General features: G+C 61.8%; 13 protein-coding genes. 8 read left to right on the top strand and 5 right to left on the bottom strand.

Annotated features, from left to right (window positions below; genetic code table 11):
* Positions 1 to 62: 62 nt before the first annotated feature.
* From BW979_RS13360 to BW979_RS13350, 3 genes are all read right to left on the bottom strand, one after another.
* The gene (locus BW979_RS13360) at positions 63 to 1,175 is read right to left on the bottom strand and encodes a M14 family metallopeptidase (RefSeq protein ID WP_076383988.1); all 1,113 of its coding nucleotides are present in this window, start codon (positions 1,173 to 1,175) and stop codon (positions 63 to 65) included.
* Positions 1,176 to 1,279: 104 nt separating this feature from the next.
* On the bottom strand, positions 1,280 to 2,059 hold the full coding sequence (locus BW979_RS13355; RefSeq protein ID WP_047228450.1) for an ABC transporter substrate-binding protein: 780 nt from the start codon (positions 2,057 to 2,059) through the stop codon (positions 1,280 to 1,282).
* A 187-nt stretch (positions 2,060 to 2,246) separates the two neighbouring features.
* The gene (locus BW979_RS13350) at positions 2,247 to 2,681 is read right to left on the bottom strand and encodes a rhodanese-like domain-containing protein (protein ID WP_047228451.1); all 435 of its coding nucleotides are present in this window, start codon (positions 2,679 to 2,681) and stop codon (positions 2,247 to 2,249) included.
* 104 nt (positions 2,682 to 2,785) lie between these two features.
* Here BW979_RS13350 and ftrA point away from each other — a divergent pair, with 104 nt between their 5' ends.
* Positions 2,786 to 3,760, top strand: a complete 975-nt coding sequence (ftrA, locus tag BW979_RS13345) for a transcriptional regulator FtrA (protein WP_076383987.1) — start codon at positions 2,786 to 2,788, stop codon at positions 3,758 to 3,760.
* A gap of 48 nt (positions 3,761 to 3,808) precedes the next feature.
* Here the strand turns inward: ftrA and cobF are convergent, their stop codons facing one another.
* Positions 3,809 to 4,564, bottom strand: a complete 756-nt coding sequence (gene cobF, locus BW979_RS13340) for a precorrin-6A synthase (deacetylating) (RefSeq protein WP_047228453.1) — start codon at positions 4,562 to 4,564, stop codon at positions 3,809 to 3,811.
* A complete protein-coding gene (locus BW979_RS13335; RefSeq protein WP_047228454.1) occupies positions 4,561 to 5,139 on the bottom strand; it encodes a histidine phosphatase family protein in 579 nt (192 codons plus the stop codon). The genes cobF and BW979_RS13335 overlap by 4 nt, the downstream gene beginning before the upstream one ends.
* A 299-nt stretch (positions 5,140 to 5,438) precedes the next feature.
* On the opposite strand from BW979_RS13335, the gene BW979_RS13330 reads away from it, so the two are divergent.
* The 7 genes from BW979_RS13330 (at position 5,439) to astA (ending at position 12,673) form a co-directional block, all read left to right on the top strand.
* Positions 5,439 to 6,293: a MurR/RpiR family transcriptional regulator gene (locus tag BW979_RS13330; protein WP_047228455.1), complete on the top strand. Its 855-nt coding sequence runs from the start codon at positions 5,439 to 5,441 to the stop codon at positions 6,291 to 6,293.
* 2 nt (positions 6,294 to 6,295) lie between these two features.
* Positions 6,296 to 6,940, top strand: a complete 645-nt coding sequence (locus tag BW979_RS13325; RefSeq protein WP_076383986.1) for an isochorismatase family cysteine hydrolase — start codon at positions 6,296 to 6,298, stop codon at positions 6,938 to 6,940.
* The gene (locus BW979_RS13320) at positions 6,937 to 8,289 is read left to right on the top strand and encodes a glutamine synthetase family protein (protein ID WP_076383985.1); all 1,353 of its coding nucleotides are present in this window, start codon (positions 6,937 to 6,939) and stop codon (positions 8,287 to 8,289) included. Before BW979_RS13325 ends, BW979_RS13320 begins: the two co-directional genes overlap by 4 nt.
* Positions 8,273 to 9,025: an N-formylglutamate amidohydrolase gene (locus BW979_RS13315; protein WP_047228458.1), complete on the top strand. Its 753-nt coding sequence runs from the start codon at positions 8,273 to 8,275 to the stop codon at positions 9,023 to 9,025. The genes BW979_RS13320 and BW979_RS13315 overlap by 17 nt, the downstream gene beginning before the upstream one ends.
* A gap of 74 nt (positions 9,026 to 9,099) precedes the next feature.
* The gene (locus BW979_RS13310; RefSeq protein WP_076383984.1) at positions 9,100 to 10,449 is read left to right on the top strand and encodes an APC family permease; all 1,350 of its coding nucleotides are present in this window, start codon (positions 9,100 to 9,102) and stop codon (positions 10,447 to 10,449) included.
* A 111-nt stretch (positions 10,450 to 10,560) separates the two neighbouring features.
* Entirely contained in the window at positions 10,561 to 11,577 is a 1,017-nt protein-coding gene (locus BW979_RS13305) for an arginine N-succinyltransferase (RefSeq protein ID WP_047228460.1), read from the top strand.
* A gap of 61 nt (positions 11,578 to 11,638) precedes the next feature.
* Positions 11,639 to 12,673, top strand: a complete 1,035-nt coding sequence (gene astA, locus BW979_RS13300) for an arginine N-succinyltransferase (RefSeq protein WP_076383983.1) — start codon at positions 11,639 to 11,641, stop codon at positions 12,671 to 12,673.
* The last annotated feature ends 34 nt before the right edge of the window (positions 12,674 to 12,707 follow it).

Raw genomic sequence — 12,707 nt, 5'->3', positions numbered from 1 at the left:
GTCTTCCTCCATCATTCGATAGCCGCACGGCAACGCGCGTGCGCTGAGATAGACAGCAGTTATCAGTCGTTGATCAATTTCCCCGCGCGAATCGGCGCTCGCCCGGCCACTTTCGCCTGCCAGATTCCAGGCTGGGTATAGCGCCCACGGTCCAGCGCAAACAACACGCCGCTGGTGCCGGCCCGAACAGTAGTAACCCGATCGTTCAACGGATCGACCACTTCGAACAACGGATCGCCCTGCTCCACCCACTCACCGGCCTCGCGCAGGAAGCTCACCACCCCATGATGCGGCGCGAACAGGTACTCAGTGCCTTCGAACGGAAAACCTTCACAACAGTGCGCTGGCGCGGGCGGCCAGTCACCACCGATGAAACCCTGCTCGGCCAGGAACCCGAGAATGGCTTCGCAATTGGCCTGGGCCTGATCCACCCGAGTGTCGCCCATGCTGCCCAGTTCCAGCGTGGTCGCCAGGTTGGCCGGCGGGATCGCGGCCTCGGGGAAGGTCTTGGCCAGACGCAACCAGGGCGAGGAACAAGACTCGTCGAACGAACTGCCGCCAGAGTCTTCGCACAGCAACGCCACGCCCGCCTTCAACCGCGCGGCCAGGGAGCGCCACTGCGGCCAGTGTTGCGGCAAGGCGTACAGGTGAATCGCCGCCTCGAAGTCGCAATGCAGGTCCAGGGTGACATCGGCGTCGCAGGCATGGCGCAGCAGCAGGCGATGCAGGGCCTCGAGTTGTGAGGGCGGCGCCGGCAAATCGTCCAGCACCTGAACCATGGTCTGGCGGATCAGCGTGATATTGGCGGCCGGGTCGTCGCCCAGGCGATCACCGATGCGTTGGGCCACCGGCGCGCTGAGTTCCACGAAAGCCCGATTGAAGTTCTTGCCGCTGCCCAGTTCGAAACGCCCCAGGTGCGCGCTCTGCAGATGCTGGTCCAGGCCGATGGGGTTGGCCACGGGCACCAGTTCAATCACGCCGTTGAGCAAGCCTTGGGTCTCAAGCTCGTTGAGTCGTTGTTTCAGCTCCCATGCCGTGCGCATGCCGGGCAATTCATCGGCGTGCAGGCTGGCCTGGATATACGCCTTGCGTGGACCGTGGCCGTAACGAAACACACTGAGCCGGCGCTCGGTGCCCAGGTGGCTCCATGGCAGGGTATGGTCGATGCGTTGCATGAGGAACTCCCAATAACGGTATTTCGACGGGCGCTGGGGTAAAACACTCGCCCATGAAAAAGGTGGCCGACCGGGTCAACGGCGGGCCACCTTGGTTTCAGCGATTAATGCCCGTAGACATCAAAAGCGAAGTACTTGTCCTGCACTTTCTTGTACGTGCCGTTGGCGCGGATTTGCGTGATGGCGTCGTTGAATTTCTCGGCCAGGGCCTTATCCCCCTTGCGCACCGCAATGCCGGCGCCGCCACCAAAGTACTTGGCATCTTCATAGGTCGGGCCCACGAAGGCAAAACCTTTGCCGGCATCCGTTTTCAGGAAGCCGTCGTCGAGGTTGACCGAGTCGGCGAGCATGGCGTCGAGACGACCGGCGACCATGTCCAGGTTGGCTTCTTGCTGGGAGCTGTAACGCACCAGATTGATACCGGCGGGCACCAGCACCTCGGTGGCGAAACGGTCGTGGGTACTGGCACGCAGCACACCGACTTTCTTGCCCTTGAGTTCGGTCAGCGGGTCCTTGACGTCGCTGCCTTCCTTCATCACGAAACGCGCCGGGGTGTGGTAGTACTTGATGGTGAAGTCGACGTTTTTCTTACGATCATCGGTGATGGTCATGGACGACAGGATCGCGTCGATTTTCTTCACTTTCAGCGCTGGGATCAGGCCGTCAAATTCCTGCTCGACCCAAGTGCACTTGACCTTCATCTGTTCGCACAGCGCGTCGCCGATATCAACATCGAAACCCGTCAGCTTGCCGTCGGGGGTTTTCATCGAGAACGGCGGGTAACCGGCTTCGATTCCGAGGCGGATCGGCTTGGCGTCTTCGGCCACGGCCGACAAGGACAACACGGACAGTGCCAAGGCACCAAACATTGCTAGCTTGTTCATTTTTGCTCCTGAGTGCGCAGGTTTTTTATTAGCGGGTTATCGGCAGATTCTTAGGCAGCGTTCGGTCATTAAAAACCGAAGTGGCCGGCAGTCTAGAGGGGCACTCAGGAGGCGAATTGTGTTGAGGCGACAAATATTTATAGAAACAACCAGGCCACAGGGATTGCACCCTGCTGGCTGGAAAGGATCAGCAGTCGCAACCGACAGCCTGGTCCGCCGCGCATTGCACTGCGCCAGTCAGACGGAAGCCTTCGTCCAGCCAGCCCATGACACCGCCAATCATTTCCTTGACCGGATAACCCAAGGTCGCCAGACGCACTGCCGCTTTGTTCGCGCCATTGCAATGCGGGCCCGCGCAATAGACCACAAACAGCGCAGTCTTGGGATAAGCCGCCAGCGCCTGGGCGGTCAGCGAGCGGGTTGGCAGGTTGATCGCCCCGGGCACATGCCCGCGCTCGAAAGCCAGTGGCCCGCGCACGTCCACCAGGACGAAATCGACTTCTCCAGCCTGTTGGCTGGCGTGAACGTCGGAGCAATCAGTTTCGAACGTCAGACGCCGGCTGAAATGTTGCAGGGCTAGGTCGGACGGGGCAGCAGGCACTTGGCGAACCAGGCTGGTCATGAGTGTGTACTCCACAGACAAATGAGGGGGGTGAGCAGACTTTATCCGGCCGATGCTTACCGCTACAGTGGCGCACAAGACACTCTGTGGGAATTTTCCGCCATATGCAGCCCAATCCCGGTCTGGTCGCCATCCTCGCCTACGACGGCCTGTGCACCTTCGAATTCGGCATCGCCATCGAGATATTCGGCCTTGCCCGACCTGAGTTCGATTTCCCTTGGTACAAACATCGGATCGTTGCCGTCGATGACGGCCCGATGCGGGCCATGGGCGGCTTCCAGATCCTGGCCGATGGCGGCATGGAATTATTGCAAACGGCGCAAACCATCGTGGTGCCCGGCTGGCACAGTCGCGACGAACCACCGCCGCCGGCGCTGCTTGAGGCATTGCGCTGCGCCCATGCCCGGGGCGCGCGCCTGCTGTCGATCTGCTCCGGGGCATTCGTGCTGGCCGCCGCCGGCTTGCTCGATGGACTGGGCGCTACCACTCACTGGCGCTACACCGATGAACTGGCCAAAAGTTTTCCCGCCATCCTGGTAGACCCGGATGTGCTGTACGTGGATTCGGGGCAAGTCATTACTTCGGCCGGCAGCGCCGCGGGCATTGATGCCTGCCTGCACCTGGTAGCGCGGGATTTCGGTACCCAGGTTGCCAACGCCGTGGCGCGGCGACTGGTGATGTCACCACAACGCACGGGCGGCCAGGCGCAGTTCATTCCTTCACCGGTCAGCCGCACGCCACGCAGCGATTTGTCCGGCGTCATGCACTGGGCCCGCGAACGCCTGCACGAACCGCTCGGTGTGCGCGAACTGGCCAGCCAGGCGGCCATGAGCGAGCGAACCTTCCTGCGGCACTTCACCCAGGCCTGCGGCCTGTCGCCCAAGGCCTGGCTGCAACATGAGCGCCTGGCCCGGGCTCGCGAGTTGCTGGAAAGCACCGAAGACAACACCGACAACATCGCCCAGCTGTGCGGCTACCGCTCGGTGGAAAGCTTTCGCGTGGCATTTCGCAGTGTGGTGGGGCTGGCGCCGTCGGTGTACCGGGAGCGGTTTGGACGTGGGGCGAAGGCGGTCAGTTGACGTGGAAACTGTCGAACATTGGGGTCTGACGTATCAAGGGTTGAGTTATCAAGGTTTGCGCAACAAATAAGTATCCATGATCCATCCGTTCGCCTGCCGTGCGGCCTTGCGGGTGCGTTCGATGCTTTCAGCCACCTCCTCCAGCCGACCGGCGATCAGGATCTGATCCGGTGTGCCCACATAGGCCCCCCAGTAGATGTGCGTATCCGGATCGGATACCTGGCGATACGCATCTTCAGCATCGAGCATCACCACCACGCTTGCCGAGTCACCGACCTGCCCTGCCGCCAGCCGGCGGCCCGTGGTGATCTCCAGCGAACCGCCAATGCTGTTCAATGGCACCTTATGTTGCGCCGCGAGGGCCTGGACGCTGGTGATGCCCGCAATCACCTCGAATTCGAAGGCGCAGCGACCCGCGTCGAGAATCGACTGCAAGATACGCACGGTGCTGTCGTACAACGACGGATCGCCCCAGACCAGGAAACCGCCGCACTGCCCGTCAGACAACTGCTCTTCGATCAACCGCTCGAAGGTAGCCTGCTTCGCCCGGTTCAGATCTTCGACACTGGCGGCGTAGTCCACGTCGCCGCGTTGTCGCTCGGGGCTGTAGGCTTCGACGAAACGGTAGGTACGATCAACGATGTAGCGTTGGCAGATTTCCCGCCGCAGATCCACTAACGCCTGCTTGGCAGGCCCCTTGTCCATGAGAAAGAACACATCCACCCGATTCAAGGCTTTCACTGCCTGGATCGTCAGGTAATCCGGATCGCCGGCACCAATACCGATGACTGACAGTTTTTTCATTCGAGTGACTCCTGGCCGGGACCCTCGGTGCGCAATCGCCACACACCGTTGAAACGCAACTCGACAGTCGACAGCGGTTCGATGTCGAGACGGTTGAAGGCAGCTGCCGGACAGCCCAATACGGTCACCACGGCCGCGCGGATCACGAACGGATGAGTGACGGCCAACACATGCCCTGGCCGGCCTTCCAGGCTGGCCAACCAGTCGCTGACACGATGGTACAAGCGGGTGACGGATTCGCCGCCATGGGGAGCCGCATCGGGATCGTCGAGCCAGGCTTGCAGGGGTTGCGGTTCGACCTTGAGCAACTGGTCGATGGACAAGCCACGCCAGCGACCCAGATCGCAATCGGCCAGGTCAGCGACCACCTGGGCGTCGTCGCCGAACAGGGCGGCAGTCTGCCGGGTGCGCAACTCCGGCCCGCAGAGCAACTGCCGGACATTTCGGTAGCCGTGGCCCGGCTCCGGGCGTTTGCCCAGCCAGTCGGCATCCAGCGGTTCATCCAGGCCAAAACGCGCCTGCTTCTGGGCGACGGTGCGGGCATGGCAGATCAGGGTCAGGCGAGTGGCTTGCACACACGGTACTCAGACAGTCGAACGGGTTTCATGGAGGTGATACTCCGGCTTTTTCTTGTACAGCACCTTATATGAAATCAAATAACTGAGACAAAAAGGCGTTATGTCTTACACCGACAGAGGCATCAACTGACATATCGGATCTATGCGATCAAGTCCCCGTCCTACAAGGCTTTCGCACTACTTTCGTGCATTTTAAACAGAACGTAAAAACCACTGGACATGTAGTACCCGCTACATAAATACTATTTTCAGGAGTTATGAAAGAAATCCAACACCCATCCAGGCAAGGAGCACGGATGCCGCCTCTTCGAGACCTGATTACCGATCCGGGCTTGGTTTTGACGCCGTCGGAACGCAAGGTCGTACGGGCCCTGCTCGATCATTACCCGCGCAACGGCCTCGGGCCGATGTCGCGCCTGGCCGATCATGCCGGGGTCAGCGACCCGACTATCGTGCGGCTGGTGAAAAAACTCGGATTTGGCGGTTATGCCGAATTCCAGGATGCGCTGCTCAGTGACATGGACCATCGCCTGCGCTCCCCTCGCACCCTGTTGCAACCGCGGGCCAAATTGCAGCAAGGCGACACCTGGAGCCAGTACCTGGCAACCAGCCAGCGCATCCTCACCGACACCCAGGCCCTGACTCAACCCGAAGACGTGCGTATTCTCGTGCAATGGCTGCTCGACAGCCGGCATCAGGTGCATTGTTTTGGCGGGCGCTTCAGCAGCTTCCTCGCCCAATACCTGCTCAACCACTTGCGCTTGCTGCGTGCGGGTTGTTTTGCCCTGGAAGACAACGCCCAGTTACCCGACCGGTTGTTCGACGTGCAGCGCCAGGATGTGGTGCTGATCTTCGATTATCGTCGCTACCAGGCCCAGGCCCAACGCGTGGCCAGCGCGGCCAAGGAGCGCCACGCGCGGGTCGTACTGTTCAGCGACGTCTACACCTCACCGCTACGGGAACTGGCCGACCTGATCATCAGCGCTCCGGTGGAATCGATCTCGGCCTTCGACAGCCTGGTGCCGGCGCTGGCCCAGGTCGAAGCGCTTATCGCCTGCCTGACCTTGCAATGCCCTGATCTGGCCGAGCGCCTGGAAGGTATCGACACCTTGCGCACGGCGTTCAACACGCACCTGCTGGAGGAAAAATAAGGATGTTCTCGCTCCCTCACCACTCCCCTCGGGATTTGCCATTCACCTGCGACCATACCGCCTTGCTGCTGGTGGACATGCAACGCGCCTGGCTGGAACCGCAATTCGATGCCCACCTGGCCACGCCCGAGGCCGACTATTTCATCCGCCGTGCCCGCCAACAGGTGATCCCCAATCAGCAGCGCCTGCTCGAAGCCGTGCGGGCGGCGCAGCAAAACGTGTTGCACACCCACATCCAGAGCCTGACTGCCGATGGTCGCGATCGCTCGCTGGACCACAAGCTGTCGGACATGCATTTGCCCAAAGACAGCCCGCAAGCCCAGATCATCGCCGAGCTGGCGCCGCGGGAAAACGAGATCGTGCTGCCCAAGACGTCTTCGGGGGTCTTCAACTCCACCAACATCGACTACGTGCTGCGCAATCTGCAGACCCGTCATCTGATCATCGCCGGCATCGTCACCGACCAGTGTGTCGACATGGCCGTGCGTGACGCCGCCGACCGCGGCTACCTGGTCACGCTGGTGGAAGATGCCTGCGCCACTTACAGCGAACAACGTCATCTGGCCTGCCTGAACGCGATCAAAGGTTATTGCTGGATCACCGATACCGACACCGTGCTCGGTCGGTTGCAGGAGATGCAGCCGTGAGCCGTCTCGATGCCGCAACGCCGCTGGCCCCGCTGCCCGTGTCCACGCTGGTCTGCACCGACCTGATCGGCGTGACCCGCGGCCGCTCGTTCCCCAGTGATGAACTGCCCCACTACGTCGACGCCGGTTGTGGCTGGGTGCCGGCCAACAGTGCGCTGACGCCCCAGGACATCATTGCATCGGTCAACCCTTGGGGGGCCTATGGCGACCTGCGACTGATCCCGGACCTGGCCAGCCGGGTCACTGTCGACAATGGCCCGGATGCCCAGGCGCCTGCCCTGGATTTCATTCATTGCGATGTGCGGGAAACCGATGGTCGGCCCTGGGCCGCTTGCCCTCGCACCTTGCTGCATGACGAAGTGCAACGTTATCGCGCCGAGCTGGGCTTGCAGGTGTTCGCCGCGTTCGAGCATGAATTCAGCCTCGATACCCCTCAACCCCAACCGGATCGCCTGGCCTTCAGCCTCCAGGCCCAGCGCCAGCAGGCCGGGTTCGCCGGATGGTTGCTCAGCGCATTGCGGGCAGGCGGCGTGGAACCGGAAATGTTCCTGCCGGAATACGGCAAGCATCAGTATGAAATCACCTGCCGCCCGACCCTGGGCGTGGCCGCCGCCGACCGTGCGGTGAACGTGCGGGAAATCACCCGGGAGATCGCCCGGCAGATGGGCCTGGATGTGAGTTTCGCCCCCAAGACTTCGGAACATGCCGTGTGCAACGGCGTGCATTTGCACATGAGCCTGCAAGACCTGGACGGCGTCCCCGTGCTGCATGATGCTGGCGGCGCCAACGGGCTGTCGGACCTGGGCCAGCACTGGGCCGCCGGGGTGCTGCACTATCTGCCCGCCCTGTGCGCGATCACCGCGCCGACACCGGTGTCCTATGAACGCCTGCAACCCCATCACTGGAGCGCGTCCTACGCCTGCCTGGGGCAACGTAACCGCGAAGCGGCGCTGCGCATCTGCCCGACGGTGAGCGTGAGCGGCAAACCGGTGGCGACCCAGTACAACCTGGAATTTCGCGCCATGGATGCCACCGCTTCGCCGCACCTGGCGCTGGCGGCGCTGTTGATCGCCGGGCGACTGGGCATCGAGCAACGGCTGGCGCTCACGGCGGTCACCGATGAAATACCCGATGAATTGAACGAAGAACACCGTCGTGCCCGTGGCATTATCGCCCTGCCGACGACCCTGGCCCAGGCGCTGGATTGCCTGCGCCACAGCGGGGCGCTGTTCGAAGCCCTGCCCGGCCCGCTGGTCGAAACCTATTTCGCCTTGAAGGCCCAGGAGCTGGCCTTGACCCAGGCGCTGTCACCTGCCGAGCTGTGTGAGCACTATGCGCGAATCTATTGAATGTGCTGAATCGGGCCTTTATACCGGGCCGGCTTATCGCCTGATCCGGGAAGACGCCGAACACCCGTTGATCCTGGTGTGTGAACACGCCGACCGCTTTATCCCCGCCGCGTTGAACGACCTTGGCCTGGATGAGACGGCGGCCCAGGAGCACATTGCCTGGGATATAGGTGCCCTGGCGCTGGCCGAACAACTGTCCGAAACCCTTGGAGCGACCTTGCTCGCGGCCAACTATTCACGGCTGCTGATCGACCTGAACCGTCCCCTTCACGTCGCCGACAGCATCCCGCACCAGAGCGAGATCTACCAGATTCCGGGCAACCAGTCCCTGGATGAGGCCACCCGTGAATATCGCCAGCGGTGCCTGTTCCATCCCTTCCATGATCGACTGCGAGCGTTGATCGACCAGCGCCTGGCCGACAACCGGACGGTGCGGGTGGTGGGCATCCACAGTTTTACGCCGGTGTTCTACGGCCAACCGCGCGCCCTGGAAGCGGGCGTGCTGTTCGGCGAGGCCAAGGACTATGCCCAGCGCATCGTCGACGGGCTAAGCCGGCACTCGCTGCGGGTAGCCGGCAACCAGCCGTACAAGATCAACCCTTCGACCGATATGACGGTTCCGGTACATGGCGATGGACGCGGCCTGGATTCGGTGTTGATCGAAGTGCGCAACGACCTGCTACGCAGCCCGACAGCGGTGCAGGCCTGGAGCGCTTACCTGGCGCCATTGTTGTAGGAAAGCAGCGGCAAGGTTCGAGCGGCAAGCGACAAGCAAGAGCACACCCACACAGCTGAGAAGGAGAACGGCTTATGAGTATCGAGGCATTTGGCTATAAACAGGAATTGAAGCGCAGCCTGTCGCTGACGGACCTGGTGGTGTACGGGATGATTTTCATGATCCCCATCGCACCGTTCGGCGTGTATGGCTACGTTAACGCCGAGGCGCCGGGGATGGTGCCGTTGGCGTATATCATCGGCATGGTGGCGATGCTCTTCACGGCCTTGAGCTACGGCAGCATGGCCAGAGCTTTTCCGGTGGCCGGCTCCGTCTATTCCTACGCGCAACGGGGCCTTAACCCACACGTGGGCTTCATCGCCGGTTGGCTGATGCTGCTGGACTACCTGCTGATCCCGCCCCTGCTCTATGTCTACGCCGCCATGGCGCTGAACCATCTGTACCCGGACGTTCCCAAGGTCGGTTTCATTCTGGCATTCCTGGTCAGCGCGACCTTCGTCAACCTGCGGGGCATCACCTTCACCGCACGGATGAATATCATTTTCCTGCTGGCGCAACTGATGGTGCTGGCCATTTTCCTGTTCTACGCCTGGAATGCCTTGCAGGGGGGCGCCGGTAACGGCCAACTGACCCTGGCGCCGCTGTACAGCCCGGAACGTTTTGATTTCGCGCTGTTGATGCAGGCCGTGTCTATCGCCGTGTTGTCGTTCCTGGGCTTCGATGCCATTTCCACCCTGGCCGAAGAAATCAAGAATGATCCGGGGCGCAGCGTGGGCAAGGCGGCGTTGATCACACTGCTGGTGATGGGGGTGATTTTCGTCGTGCAGACCTGGATTGCCACCGACCTGGCGGCCGGCATGGGCTTCAAGTCCGCCGATACCGCGTTTTATGAAATCGCCGAATTGGCGGCCGGCAGTTGGCTGGCCACTTTGACCGCCGTCGCCACGGCGCTGGCCTGGGGCGTGGCCGTGGCGATTACCTCGCAAGCGGCGGTGTCGCGCCTGTTGTTCGGCATGGCCCGGGACGGCAAGCTCCCCAAGGTGCTGGCCAAGGTCCATCCGAAACACAACACCCCATACTTGAGCATCTATCTGGTAGCAGTGCTGTCGCTGTTGATCTGCTACCTGTTCATCGATGCCGTGGACACCCTGACTTCCCTGGTCAATTTCGGCGCCTTGAGCGGCTTCATGTTGTTGCATATCACCGTGATCAACCATCACTGGCGCCGCCAGCGGTCCGGCCAAGTGATTCGCCACCTGATCTGCCCTTTGATCGGCTTCGCCATCGTCGCGGCCATCATGTACAACATGGGCGTGGATGCGCAGAAGCTCGGCTTGATATGGATTGCCGCAGGCCTGGTCTATCTGGCCGTGCTCAATAAGTTCGGCACCGATACTGCCCTGCCTGACCCTGCGGGACAGTGAGGATCGGCGGTCGAAGGGGTTCGACCAGCCGTCGTCACAATGCGTGGACATCGACAGTGATCGTCAAGCCCGGTGCATGTCACCGGGCTCTTTGGAAAAGGAGTGCAATCCATGCTGGCCTTACGTCCAGTTCAATTAAGCGACCTGCCGCAATTGCAGCAACTGGCCCGTGACAGCCTGGTGGGCGTCACATCGCTTCCCGACGATACCGAACGCCTGAGGGACAAAATCCTCGATTCATGTGCCTCGTTCGAGACCGACGTGCAGAGCCCTGGCGCAGAGAATTATTTCTTCGTCCTGGAGGACCTGGCATCCGGGCAATTGACCGGCTGTTCCGAGATTCTCGCCAGCACCGGCTGCAATGAACCGTTCTACAGCCTGCGGCATCGCCCGTTTACCAGCGAGTCCCGGGAACTGAACATCCAGCACGGCGTACCCGCGCTGTCGCTGTGCCAGGACCTCAATGGCCAGACGCTGCTGCGCGGTTTTCATATCGACGCCGGACGGGTGCGCACGCCGGAATCGGAGTTGCTGTCCCGGGCGCGGCTGATGTTCATCGCCGCCCATCCGCAACGCTTTGCCGAATCAGTGATCACCGAGATCGTTGGCTTCAGCAGCGATGACGGTCAGTCGCCGTTCTGGGATGCCGTCGGCCAGCATTTTTTCGACCTGCCCTACGCCGAAGCCGAACGCTTGTGCGGTCTGCAGAGCCGCACCTTTCTCGCCGAACTGATGCCGCAATACCCGATTTATGTACCCATGCTGTCCCAGGCGGCCCAAGCCTGTATCGGCCGGGTGCATCCCGACGGCCAGGAAGCCTTCGACATCCTGGAGCGCGAGGGTTTCGAAACCAACAGCTACGTGGATATCTTCGACGGCGGGCCGACGCTGCATGCTCGTGTGGCGAACATCCGCTCGATCACCCAAAGCCGTATAGCCACGGCCCGACAATGCTCAGACATTGACCTCGGCGGCCGCTTCCTGCTGAGCAACGACGGCCTGGAGAATTACCGGGCCATCGTGGCCGAGCTTGACGTCAGTGCCGAGGGCACCGTGTCCCTGACACCGCAGATGCTGGCAGCACTGGGTATCACCGACGGCGAGCGGGCCCGGGTGGTTGCGTTATGAACCTGACGCGATTCCTCACCTGGCATCAGCGCCCCGATTGGCACGATGAAGGAGCTGCATCATGATTGTGCGCCCGGTCGCTCTGACGGATCTGCCCGCCTTGCTGGACCTGGCCCATTGCGCGGGCCCCGGGTTCACCAGCCTACCGGCCAACGAAGAACGCCTGGCCCATCGCGTGCGCTGGGCCCAGCGCACCTTTGCCGGACAAGTCGAACGCGCCGATGCCGATTACCTGTTCGTGCTCGAGGACGATGACCGGCAAGTAGTCGGTATCAGCGCCCTGACCGGTGCGGTCGGGCTGCGTGAGCCCTGGTACAACTATCGAGTCGGGGTCACCGTCAGCTCCGCGCCTGAACTGGGCATCCAGCGACAGATACCCACGCTGTTCCTCAACAATGAGATGACCGGGCAATCGGAGATCTGCTCCTTGTTCCTGCATCCTGAACACCGCCGCGGCCATAACGGACGCCTGCTGTCCCTGGCGCGCTTGCTGTTCGTGGCCGAGTTTTCCCAGCTGTTCGGTGAAAAACTGATCGCCGAATTGCGAGGACACGCCGACGAGCACGGCTGTTCACCGTTCTGGGACAGCCTGGGCCGGCACTTCTTCCAGAAAGACTTCAGCTACGCCGACCAATTGTCCGGCATGGGCAACAAATCCTTCATCGCCGAGCTGATGCCGCGCCAGCCCCTGTACACCTGCCTGCTCACCGAACAGGCCCAGGCGGCTATCGGCAGGGCCCACCCGAATACCGAGCCGGCCCTGAAAATCCTCGGCGCCGAGGGTTTTACCCATAAAGGCTACATCGACATTTTCGATGGTGGCCCGGTGATCGAAGCGCCAGTGGCGAAAATCCGGACCGTGCGCGACAGCCAGTCGCTGACCCTGGCCATCGGCACACCGGACGAAAAGGCACCGGTCTGGCTGATCCATAACCGACGGCTGGCGAGTTGCCGCGTTACCAGTGCCCGAGCCCACCAGCACGGTCACAGCCTGCTGGTGGACCGTCTCACGGCCAAACGTCTGCAAATGCAACCAGGTGACACGGTGCGCGCCGTGGCGTTGCTTCAACAGGGGCGGCAAGCGGCGGCGGCATAGGCTGGGTTCGAGCACAAATACCTTACCCACTGAC

Origin of the sequence: Pseudomonas sp. A214 (assembly GCF_900156295.1) — a bacterium.
GTDB classification, from domain to species: Bacteria; Pseudomonadota; Gammaproteobacteria; order Pseudomonadales; family Pseudomonadaceae; genus Aquipseudomonas; species Aquipseudomonas rhizophila.
Note: the sequence above shows the minus strand (reverse complement) of the source record. Positions and strands in the feature narration are given on the sequence as shown.